This window comes from Pseudomonas sp. PLB05, from assembly GCF_021106615.1.
GTDB lineage: Bacteria > Pseudomonadota > Gammaproteobacteria > Pseudomonadales > Pseudomonadaceae > Chryseomonas > Chryseomonas benzopyrenica.
Genome location: NZ_JAJOHO010000002.1, coordinates 1071881 through 1087984, shown reverse-complemented (window position 1 = coordinate 1087984; position 16104 = coordinate 1071881). Strand labels below are relative to the sequence as shown.

Annotated in this window: 17 protein-coding genes and 1 pseudogene; 3 read left to right on the top strand and 15 right to left on the bottom strand. The window is 64.7% G+C overall.

Features of this window, described 5'->3' with window-relative positions:
- Window positions 1-12: 12 nt before the first annotated feature.
- From ispH to murJ, 6 genes are all read right to left on the bottom strand, one after another.
- Window positions 13-957 carry a 4-hydroxy-3-methylbut-2-enyl diphosphate reductase gene (gene ispH, locus LRS53_RS11685; protein ID WP_231355989.1) on the bottom strand — a complete coding sequence of 315 codons (945 nt, stop codon included), beginning with the start codon at window positions 955-957 and terminating at the stop codon, window positions 13-15.
- A gap of 34 nt (window positions 958-991) precedes the next feature.
- On the bottom strand, window positions 992-1438 hold the full coding sequence (locus LRS53_RS11680; RefSeq protein WP_007160800.1) for an FKBP-type peptidyl-prolyl cis-trans isomerase: 447 nt from the start codon (window positions 1436-1438) through the stop codon (window positions 992-994).
- A complete protein-coding gene (lspA, locus tag LRS53_RS11675; RefSeq protein WP_231355988.1) occupies window positions 1431-1934 on the bottom strand; it encodes a signal peptidase II in 504 nt (167 codons plus the stop codon). The genes LRS53_RS11680 and lspA overlap by 8 nt, the downstream gene beginning before the upstream one ends.
- A complete protein-coding gene (gene ileS, locus LRS53_RS11670; RefSeq protein WP_231355987.1) occupies window positions 1927-4761 on the bottom strand; it encodes an isoleucine--tRNA ligase in 2835 nt (944 codons plus the stop codon). The genes lspA and ileS overlap by 8 nt, the downstream gene beginning before the upstream one ends.
- Before the next feature lies 1 nt (window position 4762).
- A complete protein-coding gene (gene ribF, locus LRS53_RS11665) occupies window positions 4763-5710 on the bottom strand; it encodes a bifunctional riboflavin kinase/FAD synthetase (RefSeq protein WP_007160797.1) in 948 nt (315 codons plus the stop codon).
- A 79-nt stretch (window positions 5711-5789) separates the two neighbouring features.
- Entirely contained in the window at window positions 5790-7328 is a 1539-nt protein-coding gene (gene murJ, locus LRS53_RS11660; protein ID WP_231355986.1) for a murein biosynthesis integral membrane protein MurJ, read from the bottom strand.
- A gap of 243 nt (window positions 7329-7571) precedes the next feature.
- Between murJ and rpsT the strand changes: the two genes are divergently transcribed.
- Window positions 7572-7850, top strand: coding sequence for a 30S ribosomal protein S20 (rpsT, locus tag LRS53_RS11655; RefSeq protein ID WP_017640855.1), 279 nt, complete (start codon window positions 7572-7574; stop codon window positions 7848-7850).
- Between the two features lie 95 nt (window positions 7851-7945).
- Here rpsT and proB read toward each other — a convergent pair whose 3' ends face one another.
- The 4 genes from proB to rplU all read right to left on the bottom strand — a co-directional run bounded on the left by proB (window position 7946) and on the right by rplU (window position 10995).
- Window positions 7946-9064, bottom strand: a complete 1119-nt coding sequence (proB, locus tag LRS53_RS11650; RefSeq protein ID WP_160923903.1) for a glutamate 5-kinase — start codon at window positions 9062-9064, stop codon at window positions 7946-7948.
- Between the two features lie 15 nt (window positions 9065-9079).
- Window positions 9080-10291 carry an Obg family GTPase CgtA gene (cgtA, locus tag LRS53_RS11645; RefSeq protein ID WP_017640857.1) on the bottom strand — a complete coding sequence of 404 codons (1212 nt, stop codon included), beginning with the start codon at window positions 10289-10291 and terminating at the stop codon, window positions 9080-9082.
- A 102-nt stretch (window positions 10292-10393) separates the two neighbouring features.
- The gene (gene rpmA / locus LRS53_RS11640; protein WP_007160792.1) at window positions 10394-10654 is read right to left on the bottom strand and encodes a 50S ribosomal protein L27; all 261 of its coding nucleotides are present in this window, start codon (window positions 10652-10654) and stop codon (window positions 10394-10396) included.
- A gap of 26 nt (window positions 10655-10680) precedes the next feature.
- The gene (gene rplU / locus LRS53_RS11635; RefSeq protein ID WP_007160791.1) at window positions 10681-10995 is read right to left on the bottom strand and encodes a 50S ribosomal protein L21; all 315 of its coding nucleotides are present in this window, start codon (window positions 10993-10995) and stop codon (window positions 10681-10683) included.
- A 400-nt stretch (window positions 10996-11395) separates the two neighbouring features.
- Between rplU and LRS53_RS11630 the strand changes: the two genes are divergently transcribed.
- Both LRS53_RS11630 and LRS53_RS11625 read left to right on the top strand, forming a co-directional pair.
- Window positions 11396-12370 (top strand): polyprenyl synthetase family protein, encoded by a 975-nt coding sequence (locus LRS53_RS11630; RefSeq protein WP_231355985.1) that lies wholly within the window; start codon window positions 11396-11398, stop codon window positions 12368-12370.
- A 134-nt stretch (window positions 12371-12504) separates the two neighbouring features.
- Window positions 12505-12759 carry a PA4570 family protein gene (locus tag LRS53_RS11625; RefSeq protein ID WP_231355984.1) on the top strand — a complete coding sequence of 85 codons (255 nt, stop codon included), beginning with the start codon at window positions 12505-12507 and terminating at the stop codon, window positions 12757-12759.
- Between the two features lie 2 nt (window positions 12760-12761).
- Here LRS53_RS11625 and LRS53_RS11620 read toward each other — a convergent pair.
- The 5 genes and pseudogenes from LRS53_RS11620 to LRS53_RS11600 form a co-directional block, all read right to left on the bottom strand.
- Window positions 12762-13377 (bottom strand): annotated as a pseudogene (locus LRS53_RS11620) (FKBP-type peptidyl-prolyl cis-trans isomerase).
- 42 nt (window positions 13378-13419) lie between these two features.
- On the bottom strand, window positions 13420-13578 hold the full coding sequence (locus LRS53_RS11615) for a DUF2256 domain-containing protein (protein WP_231355983.1): 159 nt from the start codon (window positions 13576-13578) through the stop codon (window positions 13420-13422).
- A complete protein-coding gene (locus LRS53_RS11610) occupies window positions 13575-15125 on the bottom strand; it encodes a cryptochrome/photolyase family protein (protein ID WP_231355982.1) in 1551 nt (516 codons plus the stop codon). Before LRS53_RS11610 ends, LRS53_RS11615 begins: the two co-directional genes overlap by 4 nt.
- Window positions 15122-15427 carry a DUF6482 family protein gene (locus LRS53_RS11605; protein WP_064308082.1) on the bottom strand — a complete coding sequence of 102 codons (306 nt, stop codon included), beginning with the start codon at window positions 15425-15427 and terminating at the stop codon, window positions 15122-15124. Before LRS53_RS11605 ends, LRS53_RS11610 begins: the two co-directional genes overlap by 4 nt.
- A 144-nt stretch (window positions 15428-15571) precedes the next feature.
- Entirely contained in the window at window positions 15572-16060 is a 489-nt protein-coding gene (locus LRS53_RS11600; RefSeq protein WP_017640865.1) for a TIGR00645 family protein, read from the bottom strand.
- Between the last annotated feature and the right edge of the window lie 44 nt (window positions 16061-16104).

The following is a 16104-nucleotide window of genomic DNA, read 5'->3' as shown; positions in this document are numbered from 1 at the left end:
TGTGCCGAGGCGTTATACCGCCTTCACCCTGAGCTCCCGCGGCAGGGTGAAGGTGATGTTCTCCGGCTCGCCTTCCAGCTCGACCTCGCCAGTGGCGCCCCAGCTCTGCAGCTGGTCGATGACGCCGCGTACCAGGACTTCGGGGGCCGAGGCGCCGGCGGTGACGCCGATGCGTTGCACGCCTTCGAACCAGCTCTGCTGCATATCCTCGGCGCCATCGATGAGATAGGCCGGGGTGCCCAGGCGTTCGGCGAGTTCGCGCAGGCGGTTGGAGTTGGAGCTGGTGGGGCTGCCCACCACCAGTACCACGTCGCTTTCCAGCGCCAGGGTCTTCACCGCGTCCTGGCGGTTGGTGGTGGCGTAGCAGATGTCGTTCTTGCGCGGGCCGTTGATCTGGGGAAACTTGGCGCGCAGGGCGTCGATCACCTTGCGGGTGTCGTCCATCGACAGGGTGGTCTGGGAGACGTAGAACAGGGCTTCGGGGTTGCGCACCTCGAGCTTTGCCACGTCGTCCTCGTCTTCCACCAGGTAGATGGCGCCACCGGCGCGATCGTCGTACTGACCCATGGTGCCCTCCACTTCCGGGTGCCCAGCGTGGCCGATGAGGATGCACTCCTGGCCGTCGCGGCTATAGCGCGCGACTTCCATGTGCACCTTGGTCACCAGCGGACAGGTGGCGTCGAACACCTTGAGGCCACGCGCGGCGGCCTCGCGGCGCACGGCCTGGGAGACGCCATGGGCGCTGAAGATAAGGATGACGTCGTCCGGTACGTCGGCCACGTCTTCGACGAAGACGGCGCCGCGGGCGCGCAGGTTGTCGACCACGAACTTGTTGTGCACCACTTCGTGACGCACATAGATGGGCGGACCGAAAACGTCCAGCGCCCGGTCGACGATGTCGATGGCGCGGTCCACTCCGGCGCAGAAGCCGCGGGGATTGGCGAGCTTGATCTGCATAGGCTCCTCTGCCCGCTTCACGGGCGGCGTTGGATCAATGGGAGACGGCAGGCTCGATGGCCAGGATTTCCACGTCGAAGGTCAGTACACGGCCGGCCAGCGGGTGGTTGAAGTCGATGATCACCTGCTCGTCGTCGTAGCTCTTGACCACGCCAGGCATCTCGCCACCGGCGGCATCGCTGAAGATGATCAGCAGGCCGGGCGACAGCTCCATGTCACTGAAGTCGTCCCGCGCCATGGTCTGCAGATTGCCGTCGTTGGGCTGGCCGAAGCCACGCTCCGGCGGAATGGTCAGGCTGGTCTTGGTGCCGGCCTCGAGCCCGAACAGGGCTTGTTCGAAGCCGGGCAGCAGGTTGCCGTCGCCGACGGTGAAGGTGGCCGGCGCCTTGTCGAAGGTGCTGTCCACCACATCGCCGTTCTGCAGCTTGATGGCGAAATGCAGGGTGACCCGGGTATCCGGACCGATGGTGATTTCAGCCATGGGCTTCCTCGGGCTTCTTCTTACGGAACATGTCCAGTGCCAGCATGATGGCACCGACGGTGATGGCGCTGTCGGCCAGGTTGAAGGCCGGATAGCGCCACTCCTGACGCCAGTGCACCAGGATGAAGTCGACGACATGGCCCAGCACCAAGCGGTCATAGAGATTACCCAGGGCACCGCCGAGGATCAGCGCCAGGGCGATGGCGGTCCAGGTGTCGTTACGCAGGCGCTTGAGCCAGACCACCAGGACCACGCTCACTACGGCGGCGATGCCGGCGAAGAACCAGCGCTGCCAACCGGAGTGATCGGCCAGGAAACTGAAGGCCGCGCCAGGGTTGTAGGCCAGGGTCCAACTGAGGATATCCGGAATGACCGGCACCTGCTGGTAGAGCGACAGATTATTCTGGAAGTAGAGCTTGGTCAGTTGATCCAGCAGGATCACCACCGCGCTCAAGGCCAACCAGGGCAAGGCACCGAAACGCTGGGCGTCACGCATGCTCGCGTACCTCGCCTGCGCCGTAGACATTGGTCACGCAGCGCTCGCAGATCTCCGGATGCGCGGCATCCTGGCCGACGCTGTGGCTGTGGTGCCAGCAGCGGGCGCACTTGGGCGCCGCGGACTTGCGTACCACCAGCTTGAGCCCACTCAGCTCGCTGACCACGGCGCCTTCCGGGGCCTGTTCCAGCGGCTGGACAGCCGCCTGGGAAGAGATCAGCACGAACCTGAGCTCGTTGCCCAGGGCCTCCAGCACGGTCTGCAGGGCGCTGTCGGCGTAGAGGGTGATCTCCGCCTGCAGGCTGCCGCCCAGGGTCTTGGCCGCGCGCTGGTTCTCCAGCTCCTTGTTGACCGCGGCCTTGACCGCCATGACCTGATCCCAATAGGCGCGATCAAGGGTCGCACCCTCGGGCAGGGCGAAGAGGCCGTCATACCAGGTGGTCAGCATCACCGACTCTTCACGCTCGCCTGGGAGGTACTGCCAGATCTCGTCGGCGGTAAAGGACAGGATGGGCGCGATCCAACGTACCAGGGCCTCGGCGATGAGGTACAGCGCGGTCTGGCAAGAGCGCCGCGGCAGGCTGTTAGCCCCGGTGGTGTACTGGCGATCCTTGATGATGTCCAGGTAGAAACCGCCCAGTTCCTGTACGCAGAAGTTGTGCACCTTCTGGTAGACGTTGAGGAAGCGGTACTCGGCGTAGGCCTGTTCGATCTCCTGCTGCAGCAGCAGGGCGCGATCCACCGCCCAGCGGTCCAGGTCGATCATGTCCTCGGGGGCGACCCGGTTGACCGCCGGATCGAAGCCGGACAGGTTGGAGAGCAGGAAGCGCGCGGTATTACGGATGCGGCGATAGGAGTCGGCGCTGCGCTGCAGGATCTGGTCGGAGACCGCCATCTCGCCGGTATAGTCGGTCGAAGCGACCCAGAGGCGCAGGATGTCGGCGCCCAGGCTGTCGATGACCTTTTGCGGAGCGACCACGTTACCCAGCGACTTGGACTGCTTGCGGCCCTGCTCGTCCACGGTGAAGCCGTGGGTCAGCAGTTCCTTGTAGGGGGCATGGCCGTCGATGGCGCAACCGGTCAGCAGCGAGGAGTGGAACCAGCCACGGTGCTGGTCGGAGCCCTCCAGGTAGAGATCGGCCGCCGGCCCCTGCGGGTGCGCCAGTTCGGCATGGGATCCGCGCAGCACGTGCCAGTGGGTGGTGCCGGAATCGAACCAGACGTCGAGGGTATCGCGACTCTTGTCGTACTGGCCGGCTTCTTCGCCGAGCAGTTCAGCAGGATCGAGCTTGAACCAGGCTTCGATGCCCTCGCGCTCGACGCGCTGGGCGACCTCCTCCATCAGCTCGACGGTGCGCGGGTGCAGCTCGCCGCTTTCCTTGTGGGTGAAGAAGGGAATCGGCACACCCCAGTTGCGCTGACGCGAGATGCACCAGTCGGGACGACCGGCGATCATGCCGTGCAGGCGCGCCTGGCCCCAGGCGGGGACGAACTGGGTCTGCTCGATGGCTGCCAGAGAACGCTCGCGCAGGGTAGCGCCTTCGTTGGGCTGCTTGTCCATGCCGACGAACCACTGGGCGGTAGCGCGATAGATCAGCGGGGTCTTGTGGCGCCAGCAGTGCATGTAGCTGTGATTGATCGCCTCGTGCTTGAGCAGGGCACCTGCCTCTTCCAGCGCGGCGACGATGGCCGGATTGGCCTTCCAGATGAACTGGCCACCGAACAGCGGCAGCGACTCGGCGTAGACGCCATTGCTCTGCACCGGATTGAGGATGTCGTCGTTGCTCAGGCCGTATTGCTTGCAGATGCGGAAGTCGTCCTCGCCATAGGCGGGCGAACAGTGCACCACACCGGTCCCGGCGCCCAGCTCGACGTATTCGGCCAGGTAGATGGGCGACAGCCGCTCGTACAGCGGGTGGCGGAAGTTGATAAGTTCCAGGTCGGTACCCGGGGCAGTGGCGATCACCTCGCCCTGCAGGCCGTAGCGCGCCAGGCAGCTTTCCACCAGCTCCTCGGCCAGCAGCAGCAGGCGATCGCCGACGTCCACCAGCGCATAGGTGAACTCGGGATGCACGTTGAGCGCCTGGTTGGCCGGGATGGTCCAGGGGGTGGTGGTCCAGATGACGATGGCGGTGGGCTTGGCCAGCGCGTCGAGGCCGAAGGCGGCCGCCAGCTTGTCGGCATCGGCGACCGGGAAGGCCACGTCGATGGCGTCGGAACGCTTGTCCTGGTACTCCACCTCGGCCTCGGCCAGGGCCGAGCCGCAGTCGAAGCAGAAGTTGACCGGCTTGAGGCCCTTGAAGACGAAGCCCTTCTTGACCAGTTCGCTCAGGGCGCGGATCTCGCCAGCCTCGTTGGCGAAGTTCATGGTCAGGTAGGGATTGCTCCAGTCACCCAGCACGCCCAGGCGGACGAAGCCGGCCTTCTGCTCTTCGATCTGCTCGCTGGCATAGGCGCGGCAACGCTCGCGGGTCAGGTCCGCCGGCTGATTCTTGCCAAAGGTGGTCTCCACCTTGTGCTCGATAGGCAGGCCATGGCAGTCCCAGCCCGGCACATAGGGGGCGTCATAGCCGGCCAGGGTCTTGGAACGGGTGATGATGTCCTTGAGGATCTTGTTCAGCGCATGACCGATGTGAATGCTGCCGTTGGCATAGGGCGGACCGTCATGCAGGATGAAGGTCGGCCGGCCCTTGCCGATGGCGCGCAGCTTCCCGTACAGGTCGATGTCCTGCCAGCGCTTGAGCGCTTCCGGCTCGCGCTGCGGCAGGCCGGCTTTCATCGGGAATGCCGTTTCCGGCAGGTTGAGCGTCGCTTTGTAATCGGTCATGTCAGTCCAGGCTCGTTGACGGTTGCCCCTGCCAGTAGGCGCGGGCCGTGGCGACGTCCGCTTCGATCGCCGCCTTGAGGGCCTCCAGAGAGGCGAATTTCTGTTCGTCGCGGACCTTCTGCACGAAGGTCACGCTGAGGTGGCGGCCATAGAGGTCGCCGGCAAAGTCCAGCAGATGGATCTCCAGGTGCGGACGACCATCGCCCTGCACCGTCGGCCGCTGGCCGATGTTGGCCACGCCTGGCACCACCCGCCCATCGATCAGGCTGCTGACCAGATAGACGCCGCGCAGCGGCGGCCGGCGCCGCTTGAGCTGGACGTTGGCGGTGGGCCAACCCAGCTGACGCGCCAGCTTCTGGCCATGCAACACCCGCCCCGAAAGGCTGTAGGGTCGTCCCAGCATGCGCGCGGCCAGGGCCAGATCGCCATCGGCCAGGGCCTGGCGGATCAGGGTACTGCTCACCCGCAGGCCATCCAACTCGACGGTGGTGGCGGCTTCCAGGGTGAAACCGTGGTCGCGAGCGGCCAGATTCAGGTAGGTGAAGTCGCCGGCGCGGTCGCAGCCGAAACGGAAGTCGTCACCGATCTCCAGGTGCTTCACCCCTAGCCCCTCCACCAGCACCTGCTGGACGAAGGCTTCGGCGGACAACTCGCGCAGCCGCCGATTGAAATTCAGGCAGAGCACGTTGTCGACGCCCAGGCGCGCGAAGCATTCCAGCTTCTCGCGCAGGCGGGTCAGGCGTACCGGCGCGATGTCAGGCAGGAAGAATTCGCGGGGCTGCGGCTCGAAGATCACCACGCAACTGGGCACCCCGAGCTCCGCCGCCCGCTCACGCAGCCGCGCGAGGATGGCCTGGTGCCCCAGGTGAACCCCGTCGAAGTTGCCGATGGTGGCAACGCAGCCCTTAGGAAAGGCGTCGAGATGATGGAGACCGCGAAACAGCTGCATGGGTAGGGATTGCTCAGAAATTAATCGATTATATCTGGATGCCCGCCGCGAGGACAGGCGCACACCCGGCCATGTGCAATCACAGCACCGCCCGCCGATTGAAGTCGCGCAGGCGGAAACCGAGCAGGAACAGGCTGGCGAAATAGGCCAGTACGCCCGCCGCGACCAGGCCGCCCAGACGCAGCAGGCGCTGCCACATCAGCCCTTCGCTCCAACTGGGCAGCAGCTGCATCAGGCCGAACAGGACGGCGCTCATCACCGCCACCGCGATCAGCAGTCGCATCAGGAAGCCCGTCCAGCCGGCCTGGGGAATGAACAGGTTATGGCGGCGCAACTGCCAGAATAAAAGGCCGGCGTTGAGACAGGCCGCCAGACCTATGGCCAAGGCCAGGCCGACGTGCTGCAGCGGCCCGATCAGGATCAGGTTGAGCACCTGGGTCACCGCCAGGGTGAAGATGGCGATCTTTACCGGCGTCTTGATGTTCTGCTGGGCATAGAAGCCTGGCGCCAGCACCTTGACCAGGATGATGCCGAGCAGTCCCACGGCATAGGCAACCAGCGCCCGCTGGGTCATCAGGGCGTCATGGGCATCGAAGCGACCGTACTGGAACAGCGAGACGGTCAGCGGCTCGGACAGCAGCGCCAGGGCCGCGGAACAGGGCAGCACCAGCAGGAAGCACAGCCGCAGGCCCCAGTCGAGCAGCCGCGAGTATTCCTGGCGATCGGCCTTGGCATAGGTCCGTGACAGCGCCGGCAGCAGGATGGTCCCCAGGGCCACGCCGAGCACCCCCGAGGGCAATTCCATGAGGCGATCGGCGTAGTACATCCAAGACACCGAGCCGGCGGCCAGGAAGGAGGCGAAGATGGTGTTGATGATCAGCGAGATCTGGCTGACCGAGACCCCGAGGATCGCCGGCCCCATCTGTTTCATGACCCGCCAGACACCGGCGTCGCGCAGATTCAGCCGCGGCAGCACCAGCATGCCGATGCGCCTGAGGTGCGGCAGCTGATAGAGAAACTGCGCCAGGCCACCCACCAGGGTCGCCCAGGCCAGCGCCATGATCGGCGGATCGAAATAGGGCGTCAGGAACAGCGCGAAGATGATCATGCTGATGTTGAGCAGGGTCGGCACGAAGGCCGGTACGCTGAACCTGTTCCAGGTGTTGAGCACGGCGCCGGCCAGGGACGCCAGGGAGATCAGCAGGATGTAGGGAAAGGTCACCCGCAGCAGATCGGACGTCAGGGCGAACTTTTCCGGGGTATCGGCGAAACCCGGTGCGGTGATCCAGATCACCAGGGGCGCGGCCAGCATGCCCAGCACCGTGACCACGGCCAGCACCAGGGTCAGCAGGCCGCTTACGTAGGCCAGGAAGGTGCGGGTGGCCTCCTCGCCCTGCTGGGCCTTGTATTCGGCCAGGATGGGTACGAAGGCCTGGGAGAAGGCGCCCTCGGCGAAGATACGCCGCAAGAGATTGGGCAGCTTGAAGGCGACGAAAAAGGCATCGGTGGCCATGCCGGCGCCAAAGGTGCGGGCGACGATGGTGTCGCGCACGAAACCCAGCACGCGGGACAGCATGGTCATGGAGCTGACGGCGGCCAGGGACTTGAGCAGATTCATGACTGAGAGAGCACTCGGTGAACGCAGCGGGAGGTGACGAAAGATGCGCGTGAGCGCAGTCGCGCGATGGGCACAAGCGATCGAGTGTAACGACGCACTTCATCGGCGACCAGCCGGATATCCATCCAGACAGCCTTGACAGCCGCCGCCAGGGGCGTCAAGATTCGCGACCTTAATTTAGCTCTGTACTCGCTACAGAGTTCGCTCTGTACCCAATACAGTCTTTTTCGAAGGAGCTCCACGGTGGCTAACTCCCCCTCCGCCAAAAAACGCGCCAAACAGGCTGAGAAGCGTCGCAGCCACAATGCGAGCCTGCGCTCCATGGTGCGCACCTACATCAAGAACGTCGTCAAGGCGATCGACGCCAAGGACCTGGAAAAAGCCAAGTCCGCCTATATCGCTGCCGTTCCGGTCATCGACCGCATGGCCGACAAGGGCATCATCGACAAGAACAAGGCCGCTCGCCACAAGAGCCGCCTGAACGCTCACATCAAGGCCCTGGCTACCCCCGCCGCCGCCTGATCAGCGTTCGAATAAAAAACCGGCCGAGGCCGGTTTTTTATTGCCTGCGATTTGAGAACCCAACGCCCCCGAAGAGGCGCCAGGATCGACGATCGTCAGACCAAGACCAGATTGTCCCGATGGATCAGTTCGGGCTCGTAGACGTAACCCAACTCGACGACGATGGCATCCGAAGGTCTTCCCAGGATGCGTCGCGCCTCAGTCGCACTGTAGTTGACCAGACCGCGCGCCACTTCGCGCCCATCCGGACCGACGCAGGCGACCATCTCGCCACGCCGGAAGCTGCCCTCCAACTCCCGCACACCCACCGGCAGCAGACTACGATGCCCGCCCACCAGGGCCTGCACCGCACCGGCATCCAGGCGCAGAGTGCCACGCACCTGCAGATGCCCGGCCAGCCACTGCTTGCGCGCCGCCACCAGGCCGCGCTCGGGTGACAGCAGGGTGCCCAGCTGCTCGCCCTGCTGCAGGCGACTGAGCACCTGCTGGATACGGCCACCGACGATGACGGTATAGGCACCGGAGCGCGCCGCGAGACGAGCCGCGCGCAGCTTGGTCTGCATGCCGCCACGCCCCAGGGCGCCGCCGGTACCGCCAGCGACCAGATCCAGCGCCGGATCGTCGGCGCGCGCCTCGCTGATGAGGCTGGCGTCGGGATTGTTACGCGGATCGGCGTCGAACATGCCGTCGCGATCGGTGAGGATGACCAGCAGATCGGCCTCGACCAGGTTGGCCACCAGGGCGGCCAGAGTGTCGTTGTCGCCGAAGCGGATCTCGTCGGTGACGACGGTATCGTTCTCGTTGATCACCGGCACCACACCCAGGCTCACCAGGGTGCGCAGGGTGCTGCGGGCATTGAGGTAGCGCTTGCGATCGGACAGGTCGTCATGGGTCAGCAGGATCTGTGCGGTCTGCACCTGATGCTCGGCGAAACTGGATTCCCAGGCCTGCACCAGCCCCATCTGCCCCACCGCCGCGGCCGCCTGCAACTCGTTGATGGCGGTCGGACGCTGCGCCCAGCCGAGCCGACTCATGCCGGCCGCCACCGCCCCCGAAGAGACCAGCACCAGCTCTATGCCGGCCCGGTGTAAGGCCACCATCTGCTCGACCCAGCCGGCCATGGCCCCGCCATCCAGGCAACGACCGTCGTCGGTCAGCAGAGCACTGCCGATCTTCACCACCCAGCGCTGGGCGCCAGACACCTGATCACGCATGGGCAAGCTCCTTTCTTACCGTACGTAGAAGATTTCCGGACCGTCGCCGTCGTCTTCGTCATCGAAGTCGTCATCGGCATCGTCCACCGCCTTGACCCCGGAACGACGTAGCGCACGCTGGTCGTCCAGCGCCTGCAGCCGCGCCCGCGCCTCGTCCTCGATCCGCTGATCGAGTTCTTCCAGCGCCTCGGCATAGGCCGGATCCTCGGCAAGGCGCAGGGTACGCTCGTCGAGGTACTGCATGATCGCCTGGCAGAGCTGCTCGGTGCCTTCCCGCTCCAGGGCGGAGATGACGAAGACCGGACCCTGCCAGTCCAACCGCTCGACCACCGCCTTGAGGCGCTCTTCGCGCTCGTCATCGAGCAGCTGGTCGGCCTTGTTCAGCACCAGCCAGCGATCACGCTCGCCCAGCGCCGGGCTGAACTTGGTCAGCTCGTTGATGATGGTCTCGGCAGCCTCGGCCGGATCGCTCTCGTCCAGGGGCGCCATGTCGACGAGGTGCAGCAGCAGCCGGGTGCGCGCCAGGTGCTTGAGGAAACGAATCCCCAGACCGGCGCCTTCGGAAGCGCCTTCGATCAGGCCCGGAATGTCGGCGACCACGAAGCTCTTGAAACGCCCGACGCTGACCACGCCCAGGTTCGGCACCAGGGTGGTGAAGGGATAGTCCGCCACTTTAGGCTTGGCGGCCGACACCGCACGGATGAAGGTGCTCTTGCCGGCATTGGGCAGGCCGAGCAGACCGATGTCCGCCAGCACCTTGAGCTCCAGCTTGAGATCACGCTCTTCACCGGGCTTGCCGGGGGTGGTCTGCCGCGGCGCGCGATTGGTACTGGACTTGAACCGAGTGTTGCCCAGGCCGTGCCAGCCGCCCTGGACGACACGGATGCGCTGACCGGGCTGGGTCAGGTCACCAATGATCTCCTGGGTCGCCGCATCGATCACCGTGGTGCCCACGGGAACCGGCAGCACCAGGTCTTCACCCTTGGCGCCGGTGCACTCGGTGCTCCCGCCCTTCTCACCGTTCTGCGCGGTGAAACGCCGGGTGTAACGGTAATCGACCAGGGTGTTCAGGTTGATGTCGGCTTCGAGCCAGATCGACCCACCGTCGCCACCGTCACCGCCATTGGGGCCACCCTTCTCGATGAATTTCTCCCGGCGGAAACTCATCATGCCGTTGCCGCCGTCACCCGCTTTTACGTGTATGGATACTTCATCGACGAATTTCATCTGGACCTCCCGCGCTCGCGGGCCGCTGCAAACAAGGAAATAGCTTAACTACAAACGAAAAAGCCCCGTCGGGTAGACAGGGCTTTTCTTTCGTCACGGGCCTTAGGCGGCGGCGACGATGCTCACGTAACGACGGCCAAAGGCGCCCTTCACGTCGAACTTGATCACGCCGTCCACTTTCGCGAACAGGGTGTGATCCTTGCCGAGGCCCACGCCGTAACCGGCATGGTACTGGGTGCCGCGCTGACGCACGATGATGTTACCGGCCTTGACGACCTGGCCGCCGTACAGCTTCACGCCAAGGCGTTTGCTTTCGGAATCGCGACCGTTACGAGTAGAACCACCCGCTTTTTTGTGTGCCATGAGTCAATTCTCCGTTAGAGGCGAGATCAGGCCTGGATGCCAGTGATCTTGATTTCAGTGAACCACTGACGGTGGCCCTGACGCTTCATGTGATGCTTACGACGACGGAATTTGATGATGGTGACCTTGTCGTGACGGCCCTGGGCGGTCACTTCGGCGGTCACTTTGGCACCATCAACGACCGGCAGACCGATCTTGACGTCGTCACCGTTGCCAACCAGCAGAACCTGGTCGAAGGTGACGGTTTCACCGGTGGCGATGTCGAGCTTCTCGACCTTCAGGTACTCGCCTTCGGCGACCTTGTATTGCTTGCCACCGGTAACGATAACTGCGTAGGACATGGTAAATCTCCGTTAAACCTGCTCACCCGGTGCTTTATAAGAGGCATCGTCGACCGGCATGGCTGCACGGGACCGGAAGGAGCGCCGCGCAATTGCGTAAGACAGGGGGTTAACCCTAGGAATGTTCAGGGCCCGCGATTCTACGCAAGCCAAGGCCCGGAGGCAAGAGCCGCCCGCCCGCGCCTTGACAGTCCCCCACCCCACCCCTAGCATGCCGCGCAACCTCGTTCAGCGGCCATGCCGGGCCGGTGCCCAGCCGAATCGGCAGGAGCGGCGAGCCGCGGGAGCGCGATGGCAATCCCTGGGCATGGCACTGGTGCCGGTCCCTAGGGCATAGTCTGGCGGTCATGCGCCATCCGGCCGCCTGAATATTGCCCGGACCTCCAGTGGACACCTCTCAATGACGCAGCAATCCCAGTCCTTCTATCGCGTGGTGACGGACGATTTCGCCGCCGTAGACGGCATCATCCGCCAGCAGCTGACCTCGCGCGTGCCGCTGGTCGAGAAGATTGGCGACTACATCGTCTCCGCCGGCGGCAAACGCCTGCGTCCGCTGCTGGTCCTGCTGGCCGGCAAGGCCCTCGGGCGCGCCGACCACGATCTGCAGCTGCTGGCGGCCACCATCGAATTCCTGCACACCTCCACCCTGCTGCACGACGACGTCGTCGATGCCTCGGGGATGCGCCGCGGCCGTTCCACCGCCAATGCCCTCTGGGGCAATGCGCCCAGCGTCCTGGTCGGCGATTTCCTCTATGCCCGCTCCTTCGAGATGATGGTGGCGCTGGGCTCCATGGAGGTGATGCGCATCATCTCCCAGGCGACCCGCGTCATCGCCGAAGGCGAGGTGCTGCAGCTATCGAAGATCCGTGACGCCAGCACCACCGAAGAGATCTACATGGAGGTCATCCGCGGCAAGACCGCCATGCTCTTCGAAGCCTCCACCCACAGCGCGGCGATCCTGGCCGGCGCCAACGCCGAGCAGGCCGAAGCCCTGCGCCGCTATGGCGATCACCTGGGCGTGGCCTTCCAACTGGTCGATGACCTGCTGGACTACCAGGGCGACGCCGTGGCCCTGGGCAAGAACGTCGGTGACGACCTCGCCGAGGGCAAGCCGACCCTGCCGCTGATCGTGACCATGCGCGAAGGCACTGCCGAACAGGCGGCGCTGGTGCGCCAGGCGATCCGCCAGGGCGGCAGCCAGGACCTGGAAAGCGTGCGTGCCGCCGTCGAAGCCGCCGGCGCCCTCGACTACACGGCGCGCAAGGCGCAGGAATTCGCCGAGCGGGCCATCGCCTGCCTGGATGCCCTGCCCGCCAGCGAATATCGCGACGCCCTCGCCGACCTGGGTCGTTTCTCGGTGGCCCGCACTCACTGACGCTTGCGCCGACCGATCGAGCCCGCCGTCGCCAGACCGCGGGCTTTTTCATGTCCGACCAAAAAAGTCAGGTAATCCCTTGCTATTTATTGAATAATAATTATTCTCATAAATAGCACAGCAGGAGCCTTGCCATGACTTATCTGATCGACGCCTGGCTGGACCGGCCTCATCCCTATCTGCGCATCCTCAATCGGGAAACCGGCAAGGTTTGCGCGGAGTTGGACGAGACGGCCCTGGAAGAACTCAAGGACCTGGGCGAGCTGGATCTGCACAGCCTCACTTCCAGCGAACCGCGGGTGGTGAAGGAGCAGATCCGCCAGGTCTTCCTGTTCAGCTACGCCCTGGCGCTGCGCCCGGAAAACGAGGCACTATGCCTGGACTGCTAGCGTTAGAGAACGTCAAGCAGCTCGACGTCGAACACCAGCACGCTGTGCGGCGGGATGCCGCCGACGCCCTGGGCGCCATAGGCCAGTTCGCTGGGCACATGCAGGCGCCACTTGCTACCGGCGGGCATCAGTTGCAGGGCTTCGGTCCAGCCGGCGATCACGCCGCCGACCGGAAACTCGGCCGGCTGGCCGCGCTGGTAGGAGCTGTCGAACACGCTGCCGTCGATGAGGGTGCCATGGTAGTGGGTGCGTACCTGGTCTTCGCGAGTTGGCGTAGCGCCCTCCCCTTGGGTGAGCACTTCATATTGCAGACCGGACGGCAACACCACGACGCCAGGGCGCTCGGCGTTGGCCTTCAGGTAGTCGACGCCTTCCTGGGCCGCTGCGGCGGCCTTGGCCTGGGCTTCTGCCTGCATGCTCGCGGATGACGCGGAAGCTGGCATTCAGCGACTCGACGTCCACCCGGGAATCCTGGCCATCGAAGGCTTCGGTGAGGCCGGCGAGCACGGCAGCCAGTTGCATGCCGGGGACCGGATTCTGGCGCAGCTGATCGCCCAGCTGGCGGCCGATGCCGTAGCTGACGCGAGCTTCGTCGGTATCGAGCAGGATGTCGTTCATAGCAGCCTTTCCATCGTGAAAAAAGGAGCCGAGCCTAGCACATCAGGAACCTGGCTCGCCGCCGCCCAGGTTGCCGCGCTGCCGGCGACAGCGCTCGGAGCAGTAGCGCACCTCGTCCCAGCTGCGCTCCCACTTCTTGCGCCAGGTGAAGGGCCGCTGGCAGACCGGACAGAGCTTGGTGGGCAGGTCACCCTTCTTCATAGCGATTCTCCCGCGTCGAGACGCGTCAGCAGAGCCTCGCCACGCTGCCAGAGGGCCTGCTTCCGCTCCGGGGCCTGGCGGTCGAGATTGCGATAGAGATTGAGCATGCGCGGATACTGGGCGAACCGCTCGCGATGGCGGATCAGGAAGTGCCAGTAGAGGGCGTTGAAGGGACAGGCCCTGTCGCCCAGTGCCTCCGTGACCTGGTAGTGGCAGCCCTTGCAGTAGTCGGACTGGCGACGGATGTATTGGCCGCTGGCGCAATAGGGCTTGCTCGCCAGATAGCCGCCGTCCGCATGCATCACCATAGCCTGGGTATTGGGCAGCTCGACCCACTCGAAGGCATCCAGGTAGACCGCCAGATACCACTCGCCGATGGCCTGGGGCGCGATACCGGCCAGCAGGGCGAAATTGCCGGTGACCATCAACCGCTGGATATGGTGGGCGTAGCCCAGCGCCAGAGTCTGGCCGATGGCCTCGCGCATGCAAGCCATGTCAGTGGCTCCGGTCCAGTAGAAGTCCGGTAGCGCTCGGGTATTGCCCAGCACATTGAGCTTCCGATACTCGGGCATGCGCAGCCAGTAGACGCCATGGACATACTCCCGCCAGCCGATCAGCTGGCGCAGGAAGCCCTCGGCGCTGTTGAGCGGCACCCTCCCCTCACGATAAGCGGCATCCACCTCCGCGCAGAGCTGGCGCAGGTCCAGCAGCCCGATATTGAGCGCCGCACTGATCCGGGCGTGATGCAGATAGGGCTCGCCGCGGGCCATGGCGTCCTGGTAGGTACCGAAGTCGCGCAGCCCTGCATCTAGGAAGTGCCGCCAGAGGCGCTCGGCATCCGCGCGGGTCACCGGATAGTCGAAGCCGTCGAGCCGGCCATAGTGGTGAGCGAAGCGCTGCCCGACCAGCTCGAGCACTTCTTGGGTACAGGCATCGGGCGGACAGCTGAAGGGCTCGGGAACAGGATGGCCCCTGGGCAGCGCCTTGCGATTGTCCTTGTCCAGATTCCAGACGCCACCGCAAGGCTCGTCTGGTCCCTCCATCAGCCAGCCGTGGCGCCTGCGCATGCCGCGGTAGAAGGCCTCCATGCGCAATTCGGTGCGGGTTCCGGCCCAGCGGGCGAAGGCGGCGCGACTGCAGAGAAATCGGTCGTCGCCGTGCCAGTGCACAGGCACCGCCAGATCGAGCCCGTGCAGCGCCTGCTCCAGTCGCCATTCGCCGGTCTCGGTCAGATGGACCTCGTGCGCGCCCGACGCCCTGACCCAGCAGGCGATCTCGGCCGGCAGCGAGCCCTGGTTGTCCGGGTCGTCCAGGGTACGGTAGTGGACCTGGAAGCCACGCGCGCGCATCTCGATGGCGAAATGGCGCATGGCACTGAAGATCAGGGCGATCTTGCGCGGATGGTGAGGCACATAGCTGGCCTCGCTCATGACCTCGGCGAGCAGCAAGACGTCCTGCGCGGGATCAGCGTCGCGCAGGGACGCCAGCTGGGGCGACAGCTGATCGCCGAAGACCGGTAGCAGGCGCCGGACGGCGCCCTCGCTCAAGAGGCGTTCCGGTAGTTCAGCGGGATCTTCAGCGGCTCGGCCGAGCGTGGCGCCATGCCGACCATCTCGTCGTAGGCGCTGTGCTGGATGAGAAAGCACGGCAGTGCCGGCAGATCGGCCAGCAGGCGGCGGGCCTGGGCGGCCGAGCCCAAGCGGTAGAAGTGCCCGTCCCGTCCGGTCAGCCGCGTGCGACCGTCCTGGGTGAGCACCTCGAGCACATAGAAGCCGCCCTCGATGGACAGCAGGTTGAGTTCACGGACCTCGCCGGCCTGGGCGCGCTGGGTCAATTCCGGCAATTGCATGGGAACCTCCGGGTCGAGATCGACATCCGGGATGACGTCGATTGGCAGCTGTGAGCATTCGACAACCTAGGACAGGCAAGCGCAGCGGCGCAATCCACAAAGCGTAAGCGGAGATGCCCGGAACGGACGAGCGGCTGCCCTACCCTAGTGCTTGGTCAGACGATCCAGGTAGCCCATGGCAAAGGCAGACACCACGAACACCAGGTGGATGATCACGTACCACTTGAGGTATTCGGGATTGGTGTTCTGAGCGTCCATGAAGATGCGCAGGAGATGGATCGAGGAGATGGCGACGATGGAGGCGGCCACCTTGTTCTTGAGCGAACCCGAATCCATCTTGCCCAGCCAGCTGAGCTTTTCCGACCCTTCGTCGATATCCAGCTGGGACACGAAGTTCTCATAGCCGGAGATCATCACCATGACCAGCAGACCACCCACCAGCGCCATGTCGATGAGCGACAGCACCAGCAGGATCAGCTCGGCCTCGGTGGACTCGAAGATATGCGGCAGGACGTGGAAGACTTCCTGAAAGAACTTCAGCGCCAATAGGACCAGCGCCAAGGATAGCCCCAGATAGATTGGGGCCAGCAGCCAGCGGGAGGCGTAAAGGGCTTTTTCGATCAGACGTTCCATGCATACTCGCTCGGATTACCAGGGCCGGGCGAGTATACCGGGGC